General features: G+C 54.0%; 22 protein-coding genes and 2 pseudogenes. 9 read left to right on the top strand and 15 right to left on the bottom strand.

Annotated elements, in window-relative coordinates; genetic code table 11:
• Window positions 1-6 precede the first annotated feature (6 nt).
• Window positions 7-774, top strand: a complete 768-nt coding sequence (locus ACLD11_RS13505) for a DeoR/GlpR family DNA-binding transcription regulator (RefSeq protein ID WP_000678254.1) — start codon at window positions 7-9, stop codon at window positions 772-774.
• A gap of 29 nt (window positions 775-803) precedes the next feature.
• Here ACLD11_RS13505 and speD read toward each other — a convergent pair whose 3' ends face one another.
• From speD to ACLD11_RS13490, 3 genes are all read right to left on the bottom strand, one after another.
• On the bottom strand, window positions 804-1,598 hold the full coding sequence (speD, locus tag ACLD11_RS13500) for an adenosylmethionine decarboxylase (protein ID WP_411014999.1): 795 nt from the start codon (window positions 1,596-1,598) through the stop codon (window positions 804-806).
• Between the two features lie 20 nt (window positions 1,599-1,618).
• Window positions 1,619-2,479, bottom strand: a complete 861-nt coding sequence (gene speE, locus ACLD11_RS13495) for a polyamine aminopropyltransferase (RefSeq protein WP_411011781.1) — start codon at window positions 2,477-2,479, stop codon at window positions 1,619-1,621.
• 106 nt (window positions 2,480-2,585) lie between these two features.
• Window positions 2,586-2,933, bottom strand: coding sequence for a YacC family pilotin-like protein (locus ACLD11_RS13490; RefSeq protein WP_000846613.1), 348 nt, complete (start codon window positions 2,931-2,933; stop codon window positions 2,586-2,588).
• Between the two features lie 201 nt (window positions 2,934-3,134).
• Between ACLD11_RS13490 and cueO the strand changes: the two genes are divergently transcribed.
• Window positions 3,135-4,745 (top strand): multicopper oxidase CueO, encoded by a 1,611-nt coding sequence (gene cueO / locus ACLD11_RS13485; RefSeq protein ID WP_172496673.1) that lies wholly within the window; start codon window positions 3,135-3,137, stop codon window positions 4,743-4,745.
• Window positions 4,746-4,822: 77 nt separating this feature from the next.
• Here cueO and ACLD11_RS13480 read toward each other — a convergent pair whose 3' ends face one another.
• Complete coding sequence (locus ACLD11_RS13480; RefSeq protein WP_000829733.1) at window positions 4,823-7,213, bottom strand: glucose/quinate/shikimate family membrane-bound PQQ-dependent dehydrogenase; 2,391 nt, start codon at window positions 7,211-7,213, stop codon at window positions 4,823-4,825.
• A 205-nt stretch (window positions 7,214-7,418) separates the two neighbouring features.
• On the opposite strand from ACLD11_RS13480, the gene hpt reads away from it, so the two are divergent.
• Window positions 7,419-7,955 (top strand): hypoxanthine phosphoribosyltransferase, encoded by a 537-nt coding sequence (gene hpt / locus ACLD11_RS13475; RefSeq protein ID WP_000683341.1) that lies wholly within the window; start codon window positions 7,419-7,421, stop codon window positions 7,953-7,955.
• Between the two features lie 57 nt (window positions 7,956-8,012).
• Here the strand turns inward: hpt and can are convergent, their stop codons facing one another.
• The gene (can, locus tag ACLD11_RS13470; protein WP_000651590.1) at window positions 8,013-8,675 is read right to left on the bottom strand and encodes a carbonate dehydratase; all 663 of its coding nucleotides are present in this window, start codon (window positions 8,673-8,675) and stop codon (window positions 8,013-8,015) included.
• A 108-nt stretch (window positions 8,676-8,783) separates the two neighbouring features.
• Between can and ACLD11_RS13465 the strand changes: the two genes are divergently transcribed.
• From ACLD11_RS13465 to ACLD11_RS13450, 4 genes are all read left to right on the top strand, one after another.
• Window positions 8,784-9,710: an ABC transporter ATP-binding protein gene (locus ACLD11_RS13465; RefSeq protein ID WP_411014998.1), complete on the top strand. Its 927-nt coding sequence runs from the start codon at window positions 8,784-8,786 to the stop codon at window positions 9,708-9,710.
• Complete coding sequence (locus ACLD11_RS13460; RefSeq protein WP_350367769.1) at window positions 9,707-10,477, top strand: ABC transporter permease; 771 nt, start codon at window positions 9,707-9,709, stop codon at window positions 10,475-10,477. The genes ACLD11_RS13465 and ACLD11_RS13460 overlap by 4 nt, the downstream gene beginning before the upstream one ends.
• Before the next feature lie 104 nt (window positions 10,478-10,581).
• Window positions 10,582-11,022, top strand: a complete 441-nt coding sequence (locus ACLD11_RS13455; protein ID WP_411011778.1) for a PTS sugar transporter subunit IIA — start codon at window positions 10,582-10,584, stop codon at window positions 11,020-11,022.
• 61 nt (window positions 11,023-11,083) lie between these two features.
• Window positions 11,084-12,313 (top strand): polysaccharide deacetylase family protein, encoded by a 1,230-nt coding sequence (locus ACLD11_RS13450; RefSeq protein ID WP_411014997.1) that lies wholly within the window; start codon window positions 11,084-11,086, stop codon window positions 12,311-12,313.
• 6 nt (window positions 12,314-12,319) lie between these two features.
• Here ACLD11_RS13450 and panD read toward each other — a convergent pair whose 3' ends face one another.
• The 9 genes and pseudogenes from panD to thpR form a co-directional block, all read right to left on the bottom strand.
• Entirely contained in the window at window positions 12,320-12,700 is a 381-nt protein-coding gene (gene panD, locus ACLD11_RS13445) for an aspartate 1-decarboxylase (protein WP_000621526.1), read from the bottom strand.
• Between the two features lie 94 nt (window positions 12,701-12,794).
• Entirely contained in the window at window positions 12,795-13,649 is an 855-nt protein-coding gene (gene panC, locus ACLD11_RS13440; protein WP_411014996.1) for a pantoate--beta-alanine ligase, read from the bottom strand.
• Between the two features lie 125 nt (window positions 13,650-13,774).
• Window positions 13,775-14,567 (bottom strand): annotated as a pseudogene (panB, locus tag ACLD11_RS13435) (3-methyl-2-oxobutanoate hydroxymethyltransferase).
• A 120-nt stretch (window positions 14,568-14,687) separates the two neighbouring features.
• Window positions 14,688-15,167 (bottom strand): 2-amino-4-hydroxy-6-hydroxymethyldihydropteridine diphosphokinase, encoded by a 480-nt coding sequence (gene folK, locus ACLD11_RS13430; protein ID WP_411011774.1) that lies wholly within the window; start codon window positions 15,165-15,167, stop codon window positions 14,688-14,690.
• Window positions 15,164-16,561: a polynucleotide adenylyltransferase PcnB gene (gene pcnB / locus ACLD11_RS13425; protein ID WP_220659774.1), complete on the bottom strand. Its 1,398-nt coding sequence runs from the start codon at window positions 16,559-16,561 to the stop codon at window positions 15,164-15,166. The genes folK and pcnB overlap by 4 nt, the downstream gene beginning before the upstream one ends.
• A 161-nt stretch (window positions 16,562-16,722) precedes the next feature.
• A complete protein-coding gene (gene gluQRS / locus ACLD11_RS13420) occupies window positions 16,723-17,619 on the bottom strand; it encodes a tRNA glutamyl-Q(34) synthetase GluQRS (protein ID WP_411011773.1) in 897 nt (298 codons plus the stop codon).
• Between the two features lie 68 nt (window positions 17,620-17,687).
• Window positions 17,688-18,143 carry an RNA polymerase-binding protein DksA gene (gene dksA / locus ACLD11_RS13415; RefSeq protein WP_001155232.1) on the bottom strand — a complete coding sequence of 152 codons (456 nt, stop codon included), beginning with the start codon at window positions 18,141-18,143 and terminating at the stop codon, window positions 17,688-17,690.
• A 176-nt stretch (window positions 18,144-18,319) separates the two neighbouring features.
• A complete protein-coding gene (sfsA, locus tag ACLD11_RS13410; RefSeq protein WP_411014995.1) occupies window positions 18,320-19,024 on the bottom strand; it encodes a DNA/RNA nuclease SfsA in 705 nt (234 codons plus the stop codon).
• 16 nt (window positions 19,025-19,040) lie between these two features.
• Complete coding sequence (thpR, locus tag ACLD11_RS13405) at window positions 19,041-19,571, bottom strand: RNA 2',3'-cyclic phosphodiesterase (RefSeq protein WP_411014994.1); 531 nt, start codon at window positions 19,569-19,571, stop codon at window positions 19,041-19,043.
• 72 nt (window positions 19,572-19,643) lie between these two features.
• On the opposite strand from thpR, the gene hrpB reads away from it, so the two are divergent.
• Window positions 19,644-22,073, top strand: coding sequence for an ATP-dependent helicase HrpB (gene hrpB / locus ACLD11_RS13400; RefSeq protein WP_411015017.1), 2,430 nt, complete (start codon window positions 19,644-19,646; stop codon window positions 22,071-22,073).
• A gap of 135 nt (window positions 22,074-22,208) precedes the next feature.
• The gene (gene mrcB / locus ACLD11_RS13395) at window positions 22,209-24,722 is read left to right on the top strand and encodes a bifunctional glycosyl transferase/transpeptidase (protein ID WP_411014993.1); all 2,514 of its coding nucleotides are present in this window, start codon (window positions 22,209-22,211) and stop codon (window positions 24,720-24,722) included.
• Window positions 24,723-24,773: 51 nt separating this feature from the next.
• On the opposite strand, the pseudogene ACLD11_RS13390 reads toward mrcB, so the two are convergent.
• A pseudogene (locus ACLD11_RS13390) lies at window positions 24,774-25,699 on the bottom strand (transposase domain-containing protein).
• Between the last annotated feature and the right edge of the window lie 373 nt (window positions 25,700-26,072).

The raw sequence follows: 26,072 nt of genomic DNA, 5'->3' as shown, positions 1-26,072 counted from the left end.
CCTGTTATGAAAGGACAACACCGTCTGGATCTCATTGTGGCGTATCTGAAAAACCATACGCTGGTTACGGTAGAACAGCTGGTTGAGGCGGTTGACGCATCGCCAGCCACTATCCGTCGCGATTTGATCAAGCTGGATGAGCAGGGCGTGATCAGCCGTAGTCATGGCGGCGTGGCGCTGCGGCGTTTTGAACCCGCCCAGCCTACCACCAATGAAAAACAACTGCGATCGCCCGCTGAAAAACGGGCGATCGCACGCGTTGCCGCATCGCTGGTGAATGCTGGCGATGCCGTCGTGCTGGATGCCGGTACGACAATGATGGAGCTGGCGAAATGCTTAACCCATCTTCCGCTGCGGGTCATCACCGTCGATCTGCATATTGCGCTGTTTTTAGCTGAGTTCCGGCAAATTGAAGTGACGATTGTCGGCGGTCGTATCGATGACAGCAGTCAGTCCTGTATCGGTGAGCATGGGCGTAAGCTGTTGCGTAGCGTGTATCCGAACATCGCGTTTATGAGCTGTAATTCATGGGGGGTAAAAACGGGCGTGACGACCCCAACGGAAGATAAGGCCGGGCTTAAACAGGAGATTATTGCTAATGCGCAGCGCAAAGTGTTGCTGGCGGACAGCAGTAAGTATGGCGCGCATTCGCTCTTTAATGTGGTGCCGCTTGAGCGCTTTAATGATGTGATTACCGACGTCAATCTGCCGCCGTCAGCGCAGGTTGAACTGAAAGGGCGCGCTTTTGCGCTAACGCTGGTGCAGCCGGAGTGACAGCGCCGTCAGGCGCTGCCAGTGGTGAATCAGACCGCAGAAATATTGCGGCCGTAGTAAATCTCGCGCATCTCTTTCCACAGCGCGGCGGTGATCTCCTGGCGTTCGGTTTCAGTGAGATCTTCCGGTTTGGTGTGAAACATGTAGTGCTTAAGATCGAACTCCTTAAGCAGCATCTTGGTATGGAAAATATTTTCCTGATACACGTTTACATCCACCATGTCATACAGCGACTTCATATCTTCCGACATAAAATTCTGAATAGAATTAATCTCATGATCGATAAAGTGCTTCATACCGTTGACGTCGCGCGTAAAGCCGCGCACGCGGTAATCGATGGTGACAATATCGGACTCTAGCTGGTGGATCAGGTAATTGAGCGCTTTTAGCGGTGAAATCACCCCGCAGGTTGACACTTCGATGTCGGCGCGAAAGGTGCATAGCCCGCCTTCCGGATGGCTTTCCGGATAGGTATGCATACAGATATGACTCTTATCGAGGTGCGCCACCACGGTTTCCGGCAGCGGGCCGGGATGTTCGGTTTGGTCGATAAGTTTCGGGTCGATCGGCTCTTCGCTCACCAGAATCGTGACGCTGGCGCCCTGCGGTTCATAATCCTGACGGGCGATGTTCAGGATGTTCGCGCCGATAATGGAGCAGGTCTCCGACAGGATCTCGGTCAGTCGGTTGGCGTTATAGAGTTCATCGATATAGGCGATATAACCATCGCGCTCTTCTGCGGTTTTGGCGTAGCAGATATCGTAAATACAAAAACTCAGGCTTTTCGTCAGATTGTTAAAGCCATGCAGTTTCAGCTTTTTCAATTTTTATCACCTCCTTAACGTCACTGTGCGGACAGTGCGTCATGTAGATATTGCGGTAGCGCAAATGCAGCGGCATGAATAGCCGGGTTGTAATAGCGACATTTGAGGCCGGCGACATGAAAACGCGCCTGAATAATTTCGCTCGACAGGTGACGAAGAGCGTCGTTGTCCGTCGCCCAGGCGAAGGTCATAATGCCGCCGTAATAGGTCGGAATCGCCGCCTGGTAGAAGCCGACATCGCTGAAGTAATGACTCAGCTTGCGGTGGCTGTCGAGCGCTTCATCCTGTTGCAGGAAGCACACGCCGTTCTGGGCGACAAAAATGCCGCCCGGATTCAGGCAACGCTTACAGCCTTCATAAAAGGCGGAGGTAAACAGGCTTTCGCCGGGGCCGATCGGATCGGTACAGTCGGAAATGATCACATCAAAGGTCTGATGGGTCTGATTGACGAAATTCACGCCGTCGTCGATTACCAGCGTAAAGCGCGGATCGTCGTAGCTGCCGGCATTGTGGTTGGGTAAATACTGGCGGCAAAACGAGACTACGCCAGCGTCTATCTCTACCATGGTGATGGTTTCGACATTTTTATGCCGGGTAACTTCACGTAGCATTGCGCCGTCGCCGCCGCCGATAATCAGAACGTGTTTCGCATGACCGTGCGCCAGCAGCGGGACGTGGGTCATCATTTCATGATAAATAAACTCGTCGCGTTCGGTGGTCTGTACCACGCCGTCCAGCGCCATCACGCGGCCAAAAGCGGCGTTTTCAAAGATGATTAAATCCTGGTGATCGGTTTTTTCATGATACAGAACGTTGTCTACGGCAAAGTACTGACCAAACTGGTCGTGTAGCGTTTCATGCCACATCGTATTTTCGGCCATTGGCTGATACCTCCATTGTTAACACCCGTAAAAAAAGGGCGCAACATCATAGCTAACAATGACCGTGGATGCACGGTCATTATTTCAGCAATAGGATCGCGGAGGATTATTTAACGTAGGCTAACAGGCTCAGAGAATCGCGGGCCAGAGCTTTGCATTTTTTAGCGACCGGAATACCGATGCCGCTAAGATCGCGGTAGCTGTCTTCGCCCAACGATTTCATATCGAAGGTGTCGTAGTTACTCAGGTCCCACTGATTTTGCTGGGCAAAAAAGACCAGCGCACGGCGAATCTGACTGTTGGGTAAATTTTGGTAACCACAGTCATTTTTCAGAAAAACGAAAACCGCCGTTAAATCGGCCATATCTTCAGCTTCGGATTCAGTAAGCGCATAGCTATTTGCGCATAAGGCCATCAGGCTGCCAAACAACACGGGTCTGAAAAACGTCTTCATTGCTTCTACCACGGCATCAGGGAAAGTCAACGTTAGCATACTGAGAACGTAGCGACGACTTTTATTATTAGAATTGGCCGCGGCGTTTTCATTCTTGTTGTATTGCTGTCAGGAACGGTAAAGACGTATTGCTGGCTTGACCTTCCCGTTAGGGCAGGGTCTAAGCTTAGACACCCGCCTGTTCATTATAAGGAAATGATTATGTTACGCCGTGATTTCTTAAAATATTCAGTGGCGCTGGGGGTTGCATCAGCGCTGCCGCTGTGGAGCCGCGCCGCTTTTGCCGCCGAACGTCCCGCGTTGCCTATTCCTGACCTGTTAACGGCAGATGCGAGCAACCGTATGCAGTTAATTGTTAAAGCCGGACAGTCCACATTCGCCGGTAAGAACGCGACAACCTGGGGCTACAACGGTAATTTGCTGGGGCCAGCGGTACAGCTTCACAAAGGAAAAAGCGTGACCGTTGATATCCATAACCAACTGGCCGAAGACACGACGCTTCACTGGCATGGTCTGGAGATTCCGGGCATCGTCGACGGCGGCCCGCAGGGGATTATTCCCGCAGGCGGAACCCGCACGGTGACGTTTACGCCGCAGCAACGCGCCGCGACCTGCTGGATTCATCCGCACAAACACGGCAAAACCGGGCACCAGGTGGCGATGGGCCTTGCCGGACTGGTGCTGATTGAAGATGACGAGATTCGCAAATTGCGCCTGCCGAAACAGTGGGGCATCGACGATGTGCCGGTGATCATTCAGGACAAACGCTTCTCCGCCGATGGCCAGATTGATTATCAACTGGATATTATGACCGCCGCCGTCGGCTGGTTTGGCGATACGCTGCTGACCAATGGCGCTATCTATCCGCAGCATTCCGCGCCGAAAGGCTGGCTACGTCTGCGCTTGTTGAATGGCTGTAATGCGCGTTCGCTGAATATCGCCGCCAGCGATAATCGCCCGCTTTATGTGATCGCCAGCGATGGCGGCCTGCTGGCGGAGCCGGTGAAAGTCACCGAACTGCCGTTATTAATGGGCGAGCGTTTTGAAGTGCTGGTGGATATCAGCGACGGGAAAGCCTTTGATCTGGTGACGCTGCCGGTCAGCCAGATGGGAATGGCGATCGCTCCGTTTGATAAACCGCATCCGGTGATGCGTATCCAGCCGCTGCGGATTACCGCCTCCGGTACGTTGCCGGATACGTTGACGACGATGCCGGCGTTGCCGTTGCTGGAAGGGCTGACGGTGCGCAACCTGAAACTGTCGATGGACCCGCGTCTTGATATGATGGGGATGCAAATGCTGATGAAGAAATATGGCGCTCAGGCGATGAGCGGCATGGATCATGACAGCATGAACGCGCATATGCAGGGCGGCAATATGGGGCATGGCGAGATGGATCATGGCAATATGGATCACAGCGGGATGAATCATGGCGCGATGGGCAATATGAATCATGGCGGAAAATTCGACTTCCATAACGCTAACTTTATCAACGGCCAGGTCTTCGATATGAACAAACCGATGTTCGCGGCGCAAAAAGGCCGACATGAACGTTGGGTGATTTCCGGCGTGGGCGACATGATGCTGCATCCTTTCCATATTCACGGCACGCAGTTCCGTATTCTGTCAGAGAACGGCAAAGCGCCAGCGGCGCACAGAACGGGCTGGAAGGATACGGTACGCGTTGAGGGCGGTATCAGCGAAGTGCTGGTCAAGTTCGATCACGACGCGCCGAAGGAACATGCCTATATGGCGCACTGTCATCTGTTAGAACATGAAGATACGGGAATGATGTTAGGATTTACGGTCTGACCGATGTCTCCGACGCAGGCCGGGTAAGGCGAAGCTGCCACCCGGCACAATGCCCGGCATACGCCGGGCATTAATGGTTATTTCGCGTCGTCAGGCAAAGCATAGGCGACGATATAGTCGCCCATCTTCGTACCAAACGAACCGTGGCCTCCGGCAGAAACGACCACGTACTGCTTACCGTTTACCTCATAGGTCATCGGCGTTGCCTGGCCTCCGGCGGGTAAACGTCCCTGCCACAGTTTTTCCCCGTTGCTCATGTTATAAGCGCGCAGGTAGTTGTCGGCGGTCGCGGCGATAAACAGCACGTTACCGGCGGTTGAGATTGGCCCGCCGAGCATGGGCATCCCCATGTTGAACGGCACCGGAACCGGCATCGGGAACGGCATACTGTCGCGCGGCGTCCCTATACGTTTCTTCCACACGATTTCATTGGTCTTCAGATCCAACGCGGAAATATAGCCCCAGGCCGGTTGTTTACACGGCAGGCCAAACGGCGAAAGGAACGGATTCAGCGTGACGCCGAATGGTACGCCGTACTGTGGCTGAATACCTGCTTCTGTACCGGTACCTTTCGCGTCTTTCGGCGGCTCCATCGGATTACCCGGGCCGCGTGGGATCAGCTTCGAGACAAACGGCAGCGCCATCGGGTTAGCGATAGCGACCTGACGGTCTGGATCGACGGAAATACCGCCCCATTCAAACATCCCCAGGTTGCCAGGGAATACCAATGTCCCCTGCTCGGACGGTGGAGTGAAGATACCTTCATAGCGCAACTGGTGGAACATAACGCGGCACACCAGTTGGTCGAACATGGTCGCGCCCCACATATCCGCGCCGGAGAGATCTTTTTTCGGGCGGAAGGTTAAATCAGAGAACGGCTGAGTTTTGGCGACGTAATCGCCTTTTGCCGCGCCCTGTGGGACCGGTTTTTCCGGAGCGGGCACGACCAGCTCGCCATTACGTCTGTCGAGCACAAAGATATTACCGGTTTTCGCTGGCGCATAGATAACCGGAACGGTGGTACCGTTAACGGTGATATCCGCCAGCGTCGGCTGTGCCGGCAGGTCCATATCCCACAGATCGTGATGGACGGTCTGATAACTCCAGGCCAGTTTCCCGGTGGTGGCATTCAGCGCCAGGATGGAGCTGGCATAACGTTCCTGCTCCGGCGTGCGGTTACCGCCCCAGATATCCGGCGTGGTCACGCCCATCGGCAGATAGACCAGATCCAGTTTCGCATCATAGGCGGCAGGCGCCCAGGAGTTCGGCGAGTTAAAGGTAAAAGCGTGCTCATCGGCTGGAATCGCGTTCGGATCTTTCGCCCCCGGATCGAAGGCCCACAGTAGCTTACCGGTATTAACGTCAAAACCACGGATAACGCCGGACGTTTCGCGGGTAGAGAAGTTATCCGTGACCGAACCGGCAATGACAATCGTTTTATCGGTGATAATCGGCGGCGACGTCGGTTCATACAGTCCCGGCGTGGTGTCCGGCATATTGGTTTGCAGATTCAGGACGCCTTTGTTGGCGAAGGTTTCACACAGCTTGCCGGTTTCGGCATTCACCGCGAAAAGGCGACCGTCATTGACCGGAAGGATAATGCGGCGCGGACAGTCGGCGATGACCTCCGGCGAGGCGGTATCCGCTTTGGCCTCATGATAAGAGACGCCGCGGCAGGTCACATGCTGGAAAGACGAATCGGTCTTCAACTGAGGATCAAAATGCCACTTCTCTTTACCGCTGGCGGCGTCTAGTGCGAACAGACGCTGGTGAGCCGTACACAGGTAGAGCGTATCGCCGACTTTAATCGGGGTCACTTCGTTGGTGATTTCGCCCGGATCGTTGGGTTGTTTCAGATCGCCGGTGCGGAAGACCCACGCTTCTTTCAGTTGGTGAACGTTATCCGCAGTGATCTGTTTCAGCGGCGAATAGCGTTGGCCTTCCTGATTACGTCCATAGGCCGGCCAGTCTTCGTCGGCGATCGACGAGCTTGTTGCGGCGGGCGTGGCGTCGGCGCGAAGCGTACCGTTGATCTCCTGCGGGTCGTTGAAGCCAGCCCAGGTCAGAATGCCGCCGCTAATCAGCAGCGCCACGACCAGCGCCGCCACTGCGCCGCTGGAAGGAACCACCAGCCGATGCCAGACAAACGGCAATATTAGCCAGATGCCGAAAAACACCAGGATATCGCTACGCGGCGTGAGCGCCCAGAAGTCGAACCCGACTTCCCACACGCCCCAAATCATTGTCGCCAGCAGCAGGGCGGCATACAGCCACAGCGCGGCACGTTTACTGCGCCATAGCAATCCGGCCACAACCAGCATCACGAGGCCCGCGATGGGGTAGTACCAGGAACCGCCAATAGCAACCAGCCAGACACCTCCGATAAGAAGATACAGCCCACAAAGTGCTGCAAAGAGGGCCGTCAGCGTCACGAGTAATCGTGGCGATCGTGCGTTATTTTCTGCCATAAAAAGACACCATCCCAAATTGTTAATTTTTTAGTAGCAATTAAGTATAGGAATTAACATGTGTGATCGTCATCACAAAATGAGCTTTCTTATCAAATGCCGCGAATGAATACGTTTGCTGTTATACTGCGTGCCTTGCGCGTCAATGCGGCGTTATTAGTCACCGGCATTGAGTGATTTGTTTTTAAATCATATGGTTATAAATATGAAACATACTGTTGAAGTCATGATCCCCGAAGCGGAGATCAAAGCACGTATTGCCGAGCTGGGTCGTCAGATTACCGAACGTTATAAAGACAGCGGCAGTGAAATGGTGCTGGTAGGTCTGTTGCGTGGCTCATTTATGTTTATGGCGGACCTGTGCCGTGAAGTCCAGGTTCCTCATGAAGTCGATTTTATGACCGCCTCCAGCTATGGTAGCGGCATGTCCACCACCCGCGACGTGAAAATCCTCAAAGATCTGGATGAGGATATTCGCGGTAAAGACGTGCTGATTGTCGAAGACATTATTGATTCCGGTAATACGCTGTCGAAGGTCCGTGAAATCCTGGGCCTGCGCGAGCCGAAATCGCTGGCGATTTGTACGCTGCTGGATAAACCGTCTCGTCGAGAAGTGGATGTCCCGGTGGAGTTTATCGGCTTCTCTATTCCTGATGAGTTCGTCGTGGGGTACGGTATTGACTACGCCCAGCGTTATCGCCATCTACCGTATGTCGGTAAAGTGGTGCTGCTGGACGAGTAAGAGCAGAAATGCCGGATGGCGTCGCTAAAGCGACTTATCCGGCCTATAGCTAATGGCTTATTGGTGGGGAATGTATTTCAGACTTAGGGCGGAGATACCCTTATGATAGCCGTTCTCCAGCGTTTTTTTGTTGGTGGCGGTGACGTCAAGATCGCGCAGCAGGCCATCATTGATACTGTACGCCCAGCCGTGAATGGTCACATTCTGCCCGCGTTTCCACGCTGACTGCATAATGGTGGAATGTCCCAGGTTATAGACCTGCTCCATGACGTTCAATTCATAGAGCGCGTCCAGACGTTGCTCTTCGGGCATTTTTCCCAACAGCGAGCTATGTTTAAGCCAGATGTCGCGAATATGCAGCAGCCAGTTATTAATCAAGCCCAGCTCAGGGTTTTCTACCGCAGCCTTGATACCGCCGCAACCGGAGTGGCCGCAAATGATAATATGCTCAACTTCCAGAACATCAACCGCATACTGAACCACGGAGAGACAGTTCAGATCGGTGTGAATAACCAGGTTAGCCACATTACGGTGAACAAACAATTCGCCCGGTTCAAGCCCGGTTAAACGCTCTGCGGGAACGCGGCTGTCGGAACATCCAATCCATAGAAAGCGCGGTTTTTGCGCTTGCGCCAGTTTCTCAAAAAATCCGGGGTCCTCTTCCACCAGCATTTTTGACCATAGTGCATTGTTGCTGATGAGTGTATCTATGTCTTTCATGGAAGTTAACGACCTGTAACCAAATAAGTGCGTTGGGCTAATATAGGGCAACTCCGTAGTTATTTAAACCATATATAAAGTGTAAGAACGTAAAGTAAGTGAGAATTTATGACCATTGCGCTGGAACTTCAACAACTTAAAAAAACCTATCCCGGCGGCGTTCAGGCGCTGCGCGGCATAGATTTGCAGGTCGAAGCGGGGGATTTTTACGCGCTTCTGGGGCCAAATGGAGCAGGGAAATCGACCACCATCGGTATTATCAGCTCATTGGTGAATAAAACGTCCGGGCGCGTTAACGTTTTTGGTTATGACCTGGAAAAAGACGTGGTTAACGCCAAGCGACAGCTTGGACTGGTGCCACAGGAGTTTAACTTTAACCCGTTTGAAACGGTGCAGCAGATCGTAGTGAATCAGGCCGGTTATTACGGCGTGGAACATAAAGAGGCGGTTTTACGTAGCGAAAAGTATTTAAAACAGCTCGATCTGTGGGAAAAACGTAGTGAACGCGCGCGGATGCTGTCCGGTGGGATGAAACGCCGCCTGATGATCGCCCGCGCATTGATGCATGAACCTAAGCTATTGATTCTCGACGAGCCGACGGCGGGCGTCGATATCGAATTGCGTCGCTCTATGTGGGGATTCCTGAAAGACTTAAACGCCAAAGGCACCACGATTATTCTCACCACCCACTATCTGGAAGAGGCGGAAATGCTGTGCCGCAATATCGGTATTATTCAGCACGGCGAGCTGGTGGAAAATACCTCCATGAAAAATCTGATTTCAAAGCTGAAATCGGAGACGTTTATTCTGGATTTAGCGCCAAAAAGCCCGCTGCCTAAGCTTGCGGGTTATCAATATCGTCTGGTGGATACCTCGACTCTGGAGGTTGAAGTGTTGCGCGAGCAGGGGGTTAACAGCGTCTTTAGCCAACTGAGCGAGCAGGGGGTTCAGGTATTAAGTATGCGTAATAAAGCCAACCGTCTGGAAGAACTGTTTGTGTCGCTGGTGCATGAAAAACAAGGAGATCGCGCATGATGCAGCTTTACTGGGTTGCCCTTAAAAGCATCTGGGCGAAAGAGATCCACCGCTTTATGCGGATCTGGGTGCAAACGCTGGTGCCGCCCGTCATCACCATGACGCTCTATTTTATTATTTTTGGTAATTTGATTGGTTCGCGCATCGGCGAAATGCATGGTTTTAGCTATATGCAATTTATTGTGCCGGGCCTGATTATGATGGCGGTTATTACTAACTCCTACGCGAATGTCGCGTCGTCATTTTTTAGCGCCAAGTTTCAGCGCAATATTGAGGAACTGCTGGTCGCGCCGGTACCAACGCACGTGATCATCGCCGGATTTGTCGGCGGCGGCGTGGCGCGCGGGCTGTGCGTGGGGATTCTGGTGACGGCGATTTCGCTCTTTTTCGTGCCTTTCCAGGTGCATTCCTGGGTATTTGTGGCTCTGACATTGATCCTGACGGCGATTCTGTTCTCGCTGGCCGGTTTGCTGAACGCGGTTTTTGCCAAAACTTTTGATGATATCAGCCTGATCCCGACCTTCGTGCTGACGCCGCTGACCTATCTCGGCGGCGTGTTCTATTCGCTGACGCTGCTGCCGCCGTTCTGGCAGGGGCTGTCGCACCTGAACCCGATCGTCTACATGATCAGCGGCTTCCGCTACGGCTTCCTCGGTATTAACGATGTGCCGCTGGCCACCACATTTGGCGTACTGGTGATCTTTATCGCCGCTTTCTACCTGCTGTGCTGGTCGCTGATCCAGCGCGGACGCGGTTTGCGTAGCTGATACGATTCTCCTCTTCTCCTGGAGGGAAGAGGAGACTTTTGACGGCTGTCATCATTCCTGATTGGTAACCCTGATAAACTACTTGTCTGCTAAGGAGGTAGGCTATGTTAGGTTGGGTGATTACCTGCCATGACGATCGCGCACAGGATATGCTTGATCGCCTGGAGAGAAAAAATGGTCCGTTGGCGCAATGCCGGGCGGTCAATTTTTGGCGCGGCCTGAGCTCAAACATGCTGAGCCGTATGATGTGTGATGCCCTCCATGCCACCGACTCCGGTGAAGGCGTGATATTTTTAACCGACATTTCCGGCGCGGCGCCTTATCGTGTAGCGTCGCTGATGAGCCATAAACATTCTCAATGTGAAGTTATTTCAGGTGTTAGCTATTCATTGATAGAGGAAATGCTTCCTTTGCGAGAGTCGATGAGCAGTTCAGCATTTCGCGACCAGATTGTCGCGCTTGGCGCACCGGATGTCACCAGTCTCTGGCATCAGCAGCAGAAAAATCCGCCTTTTGTATTGCTGAATGATTTGTATGAGTTTTGATCAATACCATTGACGACGCTTTTGCTACAATAACGGCGTTTTTTCGCCTCGGTTATGATATATGGTTATGCGCGTTGTTCTTATCTTGCTGTTCTTTTTCGCCGGTAATGTGTTGGCTGCCTTGCCCGCTCGTTATATGCAAACGACGGAAGACGCCGCCATCTGGTCGCAGATTGGCGATAAAATGGTGACCGTAGGGAATATCCGCGCCGGACAAATTCTTTCCGTAACGCCTGTTGCGGCTGATTATTATGCCTTTAAATTCGGCTTCGGCGAGGGGTTTATCGATAAAGGCCATCTGGAATCCGTGCAGGGAAAACAAAAAGTGGAAGATGGGCTGGGCGATCTTAACAAGCCGCTCAGCAATCAGAATCTGGTGACCTGGAAGGACACGCCGGTGTATAACGCGCCGGACATCAGTAGCGCCCCGTTTGGCGTATTAGTGGATAATTTGCGTTACCCCATTATTAGCAAGCTGAAAGGCAGGCTACATCAAACCTGGTATCAGATCCGTATTGGCGGCAGGCTGGCTTATGTCAGCGCCATGGATGCGCAGGAAGACAACGGCATTCCGATTTTGACCTACCATCACATCTTACGTGATGAAGAGAATACCCGTTTTCGCCATACGTCCACCACGACTTCGGTTCGGGCATTCAGCAACCAAATGACCTGGCTTCGCGATCGCGGCTATGCCACGTTGACGATGTACCAACTGGAGGATTACATCCATAACCGCGCTAATTTCCCGGCGCGCGCGGTGGCTATTACCTTTGACGATGGTCTTAAATCGGTGAGTCGCTATGCGTATCCGGTATTAAAGCAGTACGGTATGAAAGCGACGGCATTTATTATCTCATCGCGTATTAAGCGCCATCCGCAAAAATGGAATCCCAGGTCGCTGCAATTTATGAGCGTGTCCGAATTGCGCAAGATAAGCGATGTTTTTGATTTTCAGTCACATACTCACTTTTTACACCGGGTAGACGGGCATCGTCGCCCGATTTTATATAGCCGCAGCTACCATAATATTCTGTTTGATTTTGAACGCTCGCGGCGGGCGCTTGCACAGTTTACTCCGCACGTATTTTATCTTTCTTATCCCTTTGGCGGCTATAACGCGACCGCGATCAAAGCAGCAAAAGACGCCGGTTTCCATCTGGCGGTCACCACGGTGAGAGGGAAGGTGAAGCCTGGCGATAACCCGATGTTGCTAAAACGGCTGTATATTCTGCGCACGGATTCGCTGGAAACCATGTCGCGGCTGATAGTCAATCAGCCGCAGGGGTAAGGGCTGTCAGGCGACCTGTACCGGAATGGCTTTTGCAGTACGTTTCATTTCGTTGTCGCCTTCGAAATAGGCCACTTTCGGCCGCCATGTACGGGCTTCTTCGTCAGACATGGTGACGAAGCTGGCGATAATCACAATGTCGCCAACTTCAGCACAGTGCGCCGCTGCACCGTTCACCGAGATGATTCTGGAGCCGCGTTCAGCCGCAATGGCATAGGTTGAGAAACGTTTCCCATTGGTCACGTTCCAGATATCAATCGCTTCGTTTTCCAGAATACCGGAGGCATCAAGGAAATCCTGGTCAATGGCACAGGAACCTTCGTAGTGCAGGTCCGCCTGCGTGACTTTTACGCGGTGGAGCTTGCCTTGCAGCATGGTGCGAATCATAACTTCTTTACCCTGTCGTTTACCTTGGCTAAGCAGGCGCTTGTGGCCTGCTTTGGAAATTCTCAGGCAGTATTGCCCGATTTTTAACCCCTGTCTACTGGGCTAATGTAACGCTTTGATTATCGATCAGACGCGCCTGACCCAGCCAGGCGGCAGCCAGAATCACTGCGCGTTTGCTGGTTTCCGTCAGCTCCAGCAGCGTGTCGGCATCACGGATTTGAATGTCGTCGGCACGGAAGCCTTTTTCATTCAGTTCCTGTTCGGCAATGGCAATAATCTCTTGCAGCTCACGATTACCCGCAATCAGTTTTTCAGCGATGCTATTCATCACGTTGTATAGACCCGGCGCAATTTTGCGCTGCTCTGCGGTCAGATAAGCGTTACGTGAGCTGAGCGCCAGACCGTCTTTAGCGCGAATAATCGGTACGCCAACGATCTCAATGTCATAACTCATATCCGCCACCATTTTGCGGATCAGCGCCAGTTGCTGGAAATCCTTCTCGCCAAAGCAGGCGATATCGGGTTGGATCAGGTTAAACAGCTTGCTGACGATGGTCGAGACGCCGCGGAAGTGGCCTGGACGGCTGGCGCCTTCCAGCATGGTGGAGAGGCCGGGAACATCAACGTACGTATGGCCTTCCAGCCCTTGCGGGTAGATTTCCTCAACGGCTGGTGCAAAGACATAATCGACTTTGCGCTTGTTCAGCTTTTCACAGTCTTCCTGCAGCGTGCGCGGATAACGCACCAGATCGTCCGGTCGGTCAAACTGCATCGGGTTGACGAAAATGCTGACGAACACCACATCACCCCGCGCTTTTGCTTCATCGACCAGTTTCATATGGCCGTCGTGCAGGTTGCCCATGGTGGGAACCAGTGCGACGCGTTTGCCTTCCTGACGCAGACGGCGAATATGCTGGCGCAGCAGCGGCAGGGTTTCAATGATTAGCACAACAAGACTCCTTGAATTGCCTGATGATCCTGCCCGATGGCGCTGCGCTTATCAGGCCTACATCCGTTGAGGATCTGTAGGCCGGATAAGACGCGTCGCGTCGCCATCCGGCACGGTTAGAAAAATTAGTGAAAGCTGTGTTCTTCGCCCGGATAAACGCCGGACTCCACTTCAGCCATATACTGCCGTACGGCGGCGCGCATGTCGCCCGCTTCTGCAAGGAAATTCTTCGCAAATTTCGGGATGTGGCCGCCGGTGATGCCAAACGCATCGTGCATGACGAGGATCTGACCGTCGGTGACGTTACCGGCGCCGATACCAATCACCGGAATCGACAGTGCTTCGGTCACGCGTTTTGCCAGTTCAACTGGCACGCACTCCAGCACCAGCAACTGAGCGCCAGCGGCTTCTAAGGCCAGCGCATCATCCAGCAGTACCTGCCCGGCGTCGCCGCGGCCCTGAATTTTATAGCCGCCGAAGATATTCACCGACTGGGGCGTTAATCCCCAGATGACCACAAACCGGCACGGCGCGTTCGGTGAGCATTTTCACCGTATCAACCAGCCAGGCGCCGCCTTCAATTTTGACCATATTGGCCCCCGCACGCATCACGATAGCCGCGTTTTCACATGCCTGTTCCGGGGTGGCGTAAGCCATAAACGGCAGGTCGGAGAGCAATAGACAGTTGGGCGCGCCGCGGCGTACCGCGCGGGTGTGGTAGGCGATATCTTCCACGGTGACAGGCAGGGTGGAGTCGTGCCCCTGAATTGTCATGCCCAGAGAGTCGCCAACCAGCATCACATTGATACCTTCGTCGGCAAATAACTTAGCGAAGCTGTAGTCGTAGGCGGTAATTGTCGCGAAGCGTTTTTTCTCTTGCTTGCATTTCTGCAGCAGTGAAATGGTGGTGGGTTTCATAACGTTTCCTGATGGTAAAAGTTATATTTCCCGGCATTCTAACAGTCATATTCAGGGGGGCAATTGATTTAAGCAATCGTTTGGCGCTAAAGCAGTAAACGCTAAAGGGGAGGCGATGTTTTACCAGTGGGCGGGTTTTGCAGCACCAAGATGGGTGAGATGCTGATGCAGGCTGATACCATCCGGAAAGATAAGATCAGGAGCGATTTCGAATAACGGCCACAGCATAAAGCCGCGGTTTTTCATGTCGTAGTGCGGTACGGTCAGACGTTCGGTGTTAATGACTTCATCGCCAAACAGCATAATGTCGAGATCCAGCGTTCGCGGCCCCCAGCGTTCAGCTTTACGCACACGGCCCTGTTGCAGCTCAATGCGCTGGGTATGGTTAAGCAATTCTTCGGGGGCGAGAGTGGTATCCAGCGCCACCGCGGCGTTCAGGTAATCGGGTTGATCCTGTGGACCAAGCGGCGGCGTGCGGTAAAACGAGGAGACGGCCACGATTTGACTGTCAGGGATTTCACCGATCGCTTTCACGGCAGCATTAACCTGCTCCAAAGGGGAGGCGAGGTTGCTGCCAATGGCGATATAAACGACAGTCACGCACTTCCCTCGCGGCGCGGCGCGCGTTTGCGCGGACGTGAACGGCGGCGGCGTGGAGCAGGATCGTCATCCAGCTCGTTGAGCATCCCTTTTTGTTCCGGCGGCGCGGAAGCCTGAAACTCGGCCCACCACTGCGCCAGACGTTGCAGCTCAGTATTATTTTCCACCTGAGCGCGCAGCTCCAGCAAATCAAACGCGGCGCGGAATTTGGGATGTTCCATCAGTTTCCAGGCGCGTTTGCCCTGGCGTCGCGACATCCGTAACTGAAGCTGCCAAATATCACGGGTAAGCGTGGTCAGGCGTTTCGGGATCGCCAGTGAACGGCAGGCTTCATCCAGCACGTCATTCATGGCTAGCGCGAAAGCATCGTAATAGGCCAGACCGCTCTCCTGAGCGATTTTTTGCGCCATCTCCAGCAGCGGATACCAGAACATGGCGGCAAACAAAAATGCCGGATTAACGCGCATCTCGTTACGGATGCGGTTATCCGTATTCTTCAACACCTGCGCAATGATGCGTTCCATTGCGCTGTCGCCGTTTTCGGTGAAATAACGCGTAATGGTAGGAAACAACGGCTGGAAGAGATTGTATTCCCGCAGTTGTTGATAGGTTTCAAAACCGTTCCCCGCCTGCAACAGCTTCAGCGACTCTTCGAACAGGCGTGCGGGAGGAATGTCGTTTAGCAAGGTTGCCAGACGCGGGATTGGCTCAGCCGTTTCAGGGCTGATACGCATATTGAGCTTCGCAGCGAAACGCACGGCGCGCAGCATTCGAACCGGATCTTCGCGGTAGCGCGTTTCCGGATTGCCGATCAGGCGAATCACGCCTTCTTGCAGATCCTGCATTCCTCCGACGTAATCGCGCACGGTAAAATCCGCCACGCTGTAGTAAAGGCTGTTGATGGTGAAATCGCGGCGCTGGGCGTCTTCTTCGATAGAGCCGAAGATATTATCGCGCAGCAGCATACCGTTTTGCCCACGCTGGGAGGTCGTACGGTCGCTTTCACTGCCTTCATGATGACCACGAAACGTTGCCACTTCGATAATTTCCGGGCCAAACATCACGTGAGCCAGGCGGAAACGACGTCCCACCAGACGGCAATTGCGGAATAATTTCCGTACCTGATCCGGTGTTGCGTTGGTGGTCACGTCGAAATCCTTCGGCTTTTTGCCGAGCAGGAGATCGCGGACGCCGCCGCCGACCAGCCAGGATTCATAGCCCGCTTTATTGAGTCTGTACATGACCTTGAGGGCATTTTCACTGATATCTTTGCGGGAGATAGCGTGCTGTTCACGCGGGATAATCGTCATATGTGGACGGGCGACGGCTTGTTCTGCCTCGCTCTCCTCGCGGCTTAACACCTTACGGCAAAAATTAGCGACTCGGGTAAAAATAGCGCACCTCGGTAGTGTCATACATTAATAAGATCAACTTACTCTATGTCTTTCGCATTACGGCAGACGGGCGTAAGAGAACAACGCGACCTGGGCTGTAAGCATCATTAACGCCGCAGCAATGCGAAAGACGATGAGCAAAAATAGCGGCTAATCATAGCTCAGCGAGACGCATTTGAGAATGCCGGATTTACATTAGCCGATGTGGGTACGGCTGTAAGCCTCCAGTGCGCCACCGCAAAGCGCAGCAACTCCTCAACAGACATCTCCTGCCACGCTACGACGGCGCGTTGGCCTAAAAAGCGCAATGCCTGGACCAGTACCGGGCGCGGATCGCCTGTCGCAAGCGCAGGGGCATGATTTTGCTTGGAAAGTTTAGCGCCTTGTTCGTTGAGCGCCAGCGGAAGGTGAACGTAACCTGGCGCACGCCAGCCAAACTGTTTATACAGCGAAAGTTGTCGGACAGTGGGTTCGATTAAATCTGCGCCGCGGACGATCTCCGTCACCCCCTGAAAATGATCGTCGACCACCACGGCCAGATTATAAGCAAACAGTCCGTCGCGGCGGTGGATAATAAAATCTTCGCTAGCCAGCTGTGGGTCAGCCTGGATATCGCCGCGCAAGGCATCATGGAAACGCATCACCGGATGCTGCTGTTTAATTCTGACGGCGGCATTCTCCGGCCCGTGGTATAACGCCCGGCAATGGCCGTCGTAAATACCGCCCAGACGTTGAATGCGCGAGCGGGGGCAAGTGCAGTAGTAGCTCAGTCCCTGCTCGTGAAGCCAGGCCAGCGCCTCGCGATAAGCCTCATGACGCTGTGATTGCCATAAGACCTCGCCATCCCAGTGCAGGCCGTAATGTTCCAGCTGGCGCAGAATGATCGCTGCGGCACCGGGAACTTCACGTGGGGGATCGATATCCTCTATACGAACGCGCCAAATTCCGCGTTGCGCACGGGCTTGTAGATAGCTGCCGAGGGCGGCGATTAACGAGCCGAAATGCAGTTCGCCGGATGGCGATGGCGCGAAACGGCCAATATAGTGTGAGTCAGTCATGCTGCGGGCAATAAAGAATAAGGCGGGAAAACTCCCGCCTGTCATAAATAGGGTAGAAACGAACGGGATTAACCCGCCATCTGTTTTTCGCGAATTTCAGCCAGCGTTTTGCAGTCGATGCACAGATCGGCTGTTGGACGCGCTTCCAGGCGGCGGATACCAATCTCCACCCCGCAGGACTCGCAATAACCGAAGTCTTCATCTTCCACTTTCTTCAGCGTCTTCTCGATCTTTTTGATCAGTTTGCGCTCACGGTCACGATTACGTAACTCCAGGCTAAACTCCTCTTCCTGCGCGGCGCGATCGACCGGATCGGGGAAGTTGGCGGCTTCGTCCTGCATGTGCGTCACAGTGCGATCGACTTCATCCCGGAGTTGATTACGCCATGCTTCAAGAATACGCTTGAAGTGCGATAGCTGGGCTTCGTTCATATACTCTTCGCCCGGTTTCTCCTGGTACGGCTCCACCCCAGCGATGGCGAGAATACTCAGGGACGATGTTTTACGGTTTTGCCCTTCTTGCATGTTGCTTCTCCTTAACACGCACTATCGATCCCCATGTTCGGGGGAAAATCAGGTCGCTATAAATAGCAGATGCTTTTCCGGATAGCAATTATCTAAACGTAACACTTGACAACCCTGTGAGGAAAAGCGTATTTACGCACGCGGCCAGAATACTTAATAATCAGGCTGTTATTCCACTACAACGTTATGGGTACTGGTTCGTTCAGTTCCATTTTTTGGGCTGAAAGTTCTGCTTTATAAGCTAAAACTTCCACGCCTTTATTCTGAGCCTCGCTCAATAGCTGCGCGTATTTTATATCGATATGACGTGCGGGTGAAAAACGTGTAATGGCGGAGTGCAGCACCGCGAACACCACCACCGCGCGATGACCTGCCGCCGCAACGCCCATCAACTCCCGAAGATGTTTTTGCCCTCGTTCGGTGATGGCGTCGGGAAAATAACCGTTTTCTTTTTCCGCTAACGTGACCGATTTCACTTCAATATAGCAGTCCGGGCGGAAATCTGCTTGTAACATAAAATCTATACGGCTGCGCTCGGCGCCATATTTGACTTCACTTTTCAGAATATTGTACCCCGCCAGCGTCGGCAGGCGATTCTCCTGAATCGCTTCTTTCGTTAGCTGGTTCGCCCGCAGCGTATTCACGCAAATGAATGCGCCGGATTGCGTTTCAGTTAATTCCCAGGTATGCGGATATTTGCGTTTAGTATTTTCTGATGTCGAATACCAGACGGTATCGCCTGGCGTGGCGCAGCCGGTCATCGCGCCGGTATTAGGACAGTGCAGCGTAAGCGTCGTACCGTCAGGGGTGATTACATCGGCTAAAAAACGTTTATAGCGCTGAATCAACGTAGCGCGTTGTAAAGGGGGTGAGAATAGCATCGACATTCCTTCATTATTATTCGCCCAGCGTCCAGCGCTGCAGCTCGGCATAGCGGGTACGGCCTTGCCCATACGAAGAGGCGTAAAGCGCAAACGACGTGACCGGAAATGACCAGCAAAAGCCCGGCGGCGGGATAGCCACCGTATGGCTGGCGTCGCGCAGCAGCGTAATATGCGGGTGAAAAGGCTGCGGGCTTTGGTAACAACCGCTGCGGGCGGCCTGCGCGCGCAGCATATTAGCCAACTGCAACAACCCGCGCGGCGGCTGGCGCATCCCCAGCCACACCACGCGCGAACGCAGCCACTGACCGGCGTCATCCAGATGTAGCGTAAAGCCCGGCTGGCGAATTCGTCCGGCCAGTTGCGCAAGCGCGCGCTGCTTATCGTTACTGACGTTGCCTAAAAAGGCCAGCGTCAGGTGTAGGTTCGCCGCTGCCACGGGGCGTCCGTCTTCAGAGGCAAAATGGGCGGCGCGCCAGGCGATAATTTGCGCGCGCGCGTCGTCGGGTAAGTCAATCGCAAAAAACAGCCGTTTTGGCTCAGACATAGGGATACTCGGTTATGGATTAACACGATGCTACAATGCGGCGCAAAGAAAGTTAACCCCGTGGAGCCGTTTGTGACGTCATTGCCCGTTGCCGCCGTATTGCCTGAATTGTTGACAGCCCTAAAAACCGCGCCGCAGGTTTTGTTGTCCGCGCCTACCGGGGCGGGGAAATCCACCTGGCTGCCGTTGCAACTCCTGCAACAGGGGCCGGTTGCTGGAAAAATCCTTCTGCTTGAACCGCGTCGTCTGGCGGCGCGTAATGTCGCGCAGCGTCTGGCGGAAGCGTTGAATGAAAAGCCTGGCGAAACGGTAGGTTACCGGATGCGCGCGCAAAGCTGCGTGGGGCCGCGTACCCGGCTGGAAGTGGTGACCGAAGGCGTATTGACCAGAATGATTCAGCGCGATCCCGAATTACGCGGCGTGGGGCTGGTGATACTGGATGAATTTCATGAGCGCAGTTTACAGGCGGATTTAGCGTTGGCGCTGTTGCTGGATATCCAGCAAGGGCTCCGTGACGATCTCAGGCTGTTAATCATGTCTGCGACGCTGGATAACGACAGGCTCTGTCAGCGACTGCCTGATGCGCCGACGATCATCTCGGAGGGGCGCGCGTTCCCGGTGGAGCGACGTTATCAACCGCTTGCGGCGCATTTGCGTTTTGATGAAGCCGTCGCGATAGCGACAGCGGAACTGCTGCGCAATGAAAACGGTTCGCTGCTGCTATTTTTACCCGGCGTAGGCGAAATACAGCGCGTTCATGAACATCTGGCGTCGCGGGTAGGGAGCGATGTCCTGCTTTGTCCGCTGTATGGCGCATTGTCTCTGGAAGCGCAACGCAAAGCGATTGTTCCCGCCCCCGCCGGGATGCGTAAAGTGGTGTTGGCGACTAACATTGCCGAAACCAGTTTGACGATTGAAGGGATTCGTCTGGTCGTCGATAGCGCTCAGGAGCGCGTGGCGCGATTCGACGCGCGAACGGGACTGACGCGGCTGGTTACGCAGCGTATCAGTCAGGCATCAATGACGCAGCGCGCGGGGCGCGCCGGACGACTGGCGCCGGGAATCTGTTTACATCTGCTGGCCAAAGAACAGGCGGAGCGGGCGGCGGCGCAAAGCGATCCGGAAATCTTACACAGCGACCTCTCCGGTTTGTTGATGGAAGTGTTGCAGTGGGGATGTCACGATCCGGCATCGCTTTTCTGGCTGGACAGGCCGCCGGAGGTGAATCTTCAGGCCGCCCGCCGTTTATTATTGATGTTAGGCGCGCTGGAGGGCGAGCGATTAAGCGCGCGGGGGCAAAAAATGGCGGCAATGGGTAACGATCCGCGCCTGGCGGCGATATTAGTCAACGCCGGCGAGGGCGATAGCGCCGCCACCGCCGCCATGCTCGCGGCCATCCTTGAGGACCCGCCGCGCGGCGGCGGTACGGATTTAAGCGGGCTATTTTCGCGGCGACAGCCGGGCTGGCAGCAGCGTAGCCAGCAGCTTTTAAAACGGCTGCAGGTGCGTAATGGCGAGCCGGATAGCGCGCTTATTATGCCGCCGTTGGCCAGAGCATTTAGCGACCGCATCGCGCGACGTCGTGGTCAGGAAGGGCGCTATCAGTTAGCCAATGGTATGGGCGCGATGTTAGATGCGGATGACGCGTTGGGACGTCATGAATGGCTGATCGCGCCGCTGTTGCTGCAAGGTAGCGCCTCGCCGGACGCCCGAATATTGTTGGCGCAGCCGCTGGATATTGCCTCGCTGATTCAGGCGTGTCCTGATTTACTGCGCCAGTCTGACACGGTTGAATGGGACGAAGCGCAGGGAACGTTGAAAGCGTGGCGCAGAATGCGTATTGGACAGTTGACGGTTAGCGTTCAGCCACTGGCGAAACCGTCTGAAGAGGAGCTTCATCAGGCGATGCTGAACGGCATCCGCGATAGAGGTCTGGCCGTCCTTAACTGGACGCCGGAAGCGGAGCAGTTCCGTCTGCGTCTGCACTGTGCGGCGAAATGGCTGCCGGAATATGACTGGCCTGCCGTGGATGAGGCGTCGCTGCTGGCGACTCTGGAAAACTGGTTGCTGCCGCACATGACAGGCGTACAGTCGTTACGGAGTCTGAAATCTCTGAATGTGACTCAGGCGTTACGGGGACTGCTTGACTATGCCATGCTGCAACGTCTGGATAGTGAACTGCCTGGGCATTACACTGTGCCGACGGGAAGCCGAATAACGATTCGTTATCATGAAGATAACCCGCCCGCACTGGCGGTCAGAATGCAGGAAATGTTCGGCGAGGCAAGTACGCCGACGCTTGCGCAGGGGCGAGTGCCGCTGGTGCTGGAACTGCTTTCGCCTGCGCAGCGACCGCTACAGATTACGCGCGATTTAAGCGCTTTCTGGCAGGGTGCGTATCGCGAAGTGCAAAAAGAGATGAAGGGCCGTTACCCCAAACATGTCTGGCCGGACGATCCGGCGAATACCGCCCCAACGCGGCGCACGAAGAAGTATTCGTAATGTAACTGTAGGCCGGATAAGGCGTTATGCCGCATCCGGCGAAAGAGCGGTAATAATTGAGAGATTTCTTCTTCTGTCGCAGGACGGAAGAATAGAGAATCGGGCCTTTGCGCCTGTATGTTGCGGAGAAAAAGCATGGCGGGGAATGACCGCGAGCCGATTGGACGTAAGGGGAAACCGTCACGTCCTGTGAAACAAAAGGTGAGCCGTCGTCGGCAGCATGACGACGATTATGATGATGACTATGAGGATGAAGAACCGATGCCGCGTAAAGGTAAGGGCAAAGGGCGTAAGCCTCGTGGCAAGCGCGGCTGGCTGTGGCTATTGCTAAAACTGTTTATCGTTTTTGTGGTGCTGTTCGCCATTTACGGCGTCTATCTGGATCAAAAAATCCGCAGCCGTATTGATGGCAAGGTCTGGCAGCTTCCGGCGGCGGTATATGGCCGGATGGTGAACCTTGAGCCAGACATGCCTGTCAGCAAAAACGAGATGGTGAAATTGCTGGAAGCGACGCAGTATCGTCTGGTGACGAAGATGACCCGTCCTGGCGAATTTACCGTGCAGGCCAATAGCATTGAGATGATCCGTCGTCCGTTTGACTTCCCGGACAGCAAAGAAGGGCAGGTGCGCGCGCGGCTGACGTTCAGTGACGGGCGTCTGGAAACCATCGTCAATCTGGATAACAACCGCCAGTTTGGCTTCTTCCGTCTCGATCCGCGGCTTATCACCATGCTTTCTTCGCCAAATGGCGAGCAGCGTTTATTCGTCCCGCGCAGCGGTTTCCCGGATCTGCTGGTCGATACGCTGTTGGCGACGGAAGACCGTCATTTCTATGAGCATGATGGCATTAGTCTTTACTCTATCGGGCGTGCGGTGCTGGCCAACCTGACGGCGGGACGCACGGTGCAGGGGGCCAGTACGCTGACCCAGCAACTGGTGAAGAACCTGTTCCTCTCCAGCGAAAGATCATACTGGCGTAAAGCGAATGAAGCCTACATGGCGCTGATCATGGATGCCCGTTACAGTAAAGATCGTATTCTTGAGCTGTACATGAACGAGGTCTACCTCGGTCAAAGCGGGGACAATGAAATTCGCGGTTTTCCGCTGGCGAGCCTGTATTACTTTGGTCGTCCGGTAGAGGAACTGAGCCTCGATCAGCAGGCGTTACTGGTGGGGATGGTTAAAGGGGCGTCGATTTATAACCCGTGGCGCAACCCGAAACTGGCGCTGGAGCGTCGTAACCTGGTGCTACGCCTGTTACAGCAGCAGAAAATCATCGATCAGGAACTCTATGACATGCTGAGCGCGCGTCCGCTTGGCGTACAGCCGCGCGGCGGCGTTATTTCACCGCAGCCAGCGTTTATGCAGATGGTTCGTCAGGAACTGCAGGCGAAGCTGGGGGATAAAATTAAAGATCTCTCCGGCGTGAAGATCTTCACCACCTTTGACTCCGTGGCGCAGGATGCCGCAGAAAAAGCCGTTGTCGAAGGCATTCCGGCGTTGAAGAAGCAGCGTAAATTGAGCGATCTGGAAACCGCGATGGTGGTGGTGGATCGCTTTAGCGGCGAGGTGCGCGCGATGGTTGGCGGGGCGGAGCCGCAGTATGCCGGCTATAACCGTGCCATGCAGGCGCGCCGTTCCATCGGGTCGCTGGCGAAACCGGCGACCTATCTGACCGCGTTAAGTCAGCCGAACTTATACCGTCTGAACACTTGGATTGCCGATGCGCCGATTTCTCTGCGCCAGCCGAATGGTCAGGTCTGGTCGCCGCAGAACGACGATCGTCGCTACAGCGAAAGCGGGAAAGTGATGCTGGTGGATGCGTTAACTCGCTCAATGAACGTACCGACGGTCAATCTGGGGATGGCGTTAGGTTTACCGGCGGTAACCGATACCTGGACGAAGCTCGGCGTGCCGAAAGATCAGCTCAATCCTGTTCCGGCTATGTTGTTAGGGGCGCTGAACCTGACGCCGATCGAAGTGGCGCAGGCGTTCCAGACTATCGCTAGCGGTGGGAACCGCGCGCCGCTGTCGGCGCTGCGTTCGGTGATTGCGGAAGATGGTAAGGTGCTGTACCAAAGTTATCCGCAAGCTGAACGCGCCGTACCGGCACAGGCGGCTTACCTGACGCTCTGGACAATGCAGCAGGTCGTCCAGCGTGGTACGGGGCGTCAGCTTGGCGCGAAATATCCGGGGCTGCATCTGGCGGGTAAAACCGGGACGACAAACAACAATGTCGATACCTGGTTTGCCGGTATCGACGGCAGCCAGGTGACTATCACCTGGGTAGGCCGTGATAACAACCAGCCGACGAAATTGTACGGCGCCAGCGGCGCGATGGCGATTTACCAGCGCTATCTGGCGAACCAGACGCCGACGCCTTTAGTTCTGACGCCGCCGGAAGATGTGGTGGATATGGGCGTTGATTACGACGGTAATTTTGTCTGTAGCGGCGGTATGCGCACTCTGCCGGTCTGGACGGACGATCCAAATACGCTGTGCCAGCAGGGCGAGATGTTGCAGCAGTCGGGTAATCCGTTCGATCAATCTTCTCAGCAGCAGCCTCAACAGCAGCAACCGCCGCAGCAGGAGAAGAAGGACGGCGATGGCGTAGCCGGTTGGATTAAAGAGATGTTTGGTAGTAATTAATTCAGTAATAAATTAGACCTAAACACCCGCTATTAGTGTAATGCCGTTCACTTAAGCCTCACGTAGCTTAAAGCTGAACGGATATTTAGGCGGAACATAAAGCACCGAACGATCGTATCTTCGGTGCTTTATTTTTTCCGGCAAAATGAAGGATTTTACATTTTGCCTCATTCCTTTCAGATGCTTAGGGATATTCCCTGCTGCACCCTTACCGCTGACTCGTACCTGGGACACCAGGATATTTAACGCTGCGACGAAGCTTATTCGTGTCGGCATCACGCCTGCTTCGGCAGCAATATCTGTCATCTCTTTTCTCAGCAGATTATACGATACCAGAATACCCCATAACTCCTGCTTCACCCCTTCAGGGTGTGAGCCGGCGCAGAAGAAACCAGCCGGTGTGCCAGCGTCAGTTACCTTCAGCAACGCCGCCAAAAGCGGCATCAGGCAACATATGAGAATGGGTCGCCATCAGCCCCACCATACGAACCTGCGGAAAGGTTCCATGAGCAGGGTCGATAAAGCCAAAGGCGGCGGCATTGTCTGGTGAATCTGGTGTGCGGAACAGAGTTCCGTCAACACTCAGAACATGAAGTCCGTGAAAAGTATCGGCTCCCAGAATGGCAGGCAGCCAGCCAGCCTTCATTGCAGGCATGGAACAAATAGCGGAGCGGGGCCTCGCCCAGACGCTGGCGTGCTGCGGTGAGTACGCCGGGAGCGAGACTCTGATAGCCGTCATCAGGCTGAAGAACGATATCGAGGTGGTGGCAGACATCTTTAATGGATAAATCGCGCAGCAGTCCCATCATCAGCACGAGCCAGACGGCCTGCTCAGCGGGAAGGCGACGCCGCCGGATGCTGGCCTTGTGACAGGCATTGAGCGCCTGATGGATCCATGCAGGGTCAGGCGAGCGGGAGAAAGTATCCAGCTCAGAAGAAAAAGCATCAACAACGAAATCCATATCGTGTTCAGACATAAAAAAATCCAGAGTCAGGGTAACAGAATCTGGATTGTCTCTTACTGGCCGGATCGTTCAAGTACTCTTAAATGATCGGCATTACGCTATTAGTGGGTGTTTTTATTTTTGGTTGAAATGAATGTAGCAATTTTATTAAAATAATTTATTGATTTAATTTTAATTAAGAGCAAATTAAGTAAAATAAATGTTTGCAAAAACCATTGTAAATTAAATGGTTAACATTCTTTATAGCGTGTTAGAAATCGCAGGTTATATCAGGCTATAGACAGTCTCTCCGGTAGTTTGATTTAATCCGCGAGTGAACACTATACAATATTCATTATACACGATTCATTGAATTGATTTGATGAAGGGATTTCAGAAGATCATG

Source organism: Salmonella sp. 741265116_PST (genome assembly GCF_046567715.1).
Lineage (GTDB): Bacteria > Pseudomonadota > Gammaproteobacteria > Enterobacterales > Enterobacteriaceae > Salmonella > Salmonella enterica.
Note: the sequence above shows the minus strand (reverse complement) of the source record. Positions and strands in the feature narration are given on the sequence as shown.

Excerpts from the sequence above, each read along its gene's own strand:
- dksA (WP_001155232.1), bottom strand. The coding sequence starts at position 18,143 with ATGCAAGAAGGGCAAAACCGTAAAACATCGTCCCTGAGTATTCTCGCC.
- hpt (WP_000683341.1), top strand. The coding sequence starts at position 7,419 with ATGAAACATACTGTTGAAGTCATGATCCCCGAAGCGGAGATCAAAGCA.
- ACLD11_RS13455 (WP_411011778.1), top strand. The coding sequence starts at position 10,582 with ATGTTAGGTTGGGTGATTACCTGCCATGACGATCGCGCACAGGATATG.
- mrcB (WP_411014993.1), top strand. The coding sequence starts at position 22,209 with ATGGCGGGGAATGACCGCGAGCCGATTGGACGTAAGGGGAAACCGTCA.
- can (WP_000651590.1), bottom strand. The coding sequence starts at position 8,675 with ATGAAAGACATAGATACACTCATCAGCAACAATGCACTATGGTCAAAA.
- ACLD11_RS13460 (WP_350367769.1), top strand. The coding sequence starts at position 9,707 with ATGATGCAGCTTTACTGGGTTGCCCTTAAAAGCATCTGGGCGAAAGAG.
- ACLD11_RS13490 (WP_000846613.1), bottom strand. The coding sequence starts at position 2,933 with ATGAAGACGTTTTTCAGACCCGTGTTGTTTGGCAGCCTGATGGCCTTA.
- ACLD11_RS13450 (WP_411014997.1), top strand. The coding sequence starts at position 11,084 with ATGGTTATGCGCGTTGTTCTTATCTTGCTGTTCTTTTTCGCCGGTAAT.
- gluQRS (WP_411011773.1), bottom strand. The coding sequence starts at position 17,619 with ATGACTGACTCACACTATATTGGCCGTTTCGCGCCATCGCCATCCGGC.
- sfsA (WP_411014995.1), bottom strand. The coding sequence starts at position 19,024 with ATGCTATTCTCACCCCCTTTACAACGCGCTACGTTGATTCAGCGCTAT.
- cueO (WP_172496673.1), top strand. The coding sequence starts at position 3,135 with ATGTTACGCCGTGATTTCTTAAAATATTCAGTGGCGCTGGGGGTTGCA.
- ACLD11_RS13480 (WP_000829733.1), bottom strand. The coding sequence starts at position 7,213 with ATGGCAGAAAATAACGCACGATCGCCACGATTACTCGTGACGCTGACG.
- ACLD11_RS13465 (WP_411014998.1), top strand. The coding sequence starts at position 8,784 with ATGACCATTGCGCTGGAACTTCAACAACTTAAAAAAACCTATCCCGGC.
- ACLD11_RS13505 (WP_000678254.1), top strand. The coding sequence starts at position 7 with ATGAAAGGACAACACCGTCTGGATCTCATTGTGGCGTATCTGAAAAAC.
- panD (WP_000621526.1), bottom strand. The coding sequence starts at position 12,700 with ATGATTCGCACCATGCTGCAAGGCAAGCTCCACCGCGTAAAAGTCACG.
- thpR (WP_411014994.1), bottom strand. The coding sequence starts at position 19,571 with ATGTCTGAGCCAAAACGGCTGTTTTTTGCGATTGACTTACCCGACGAC.
- speE (WP_411011781.1), bottom strand. The coding sequence starts at position 2,479 with ATGGCCGAAAATACGATGTGGCATGAAACGCTACACGACCAGTTTGGT.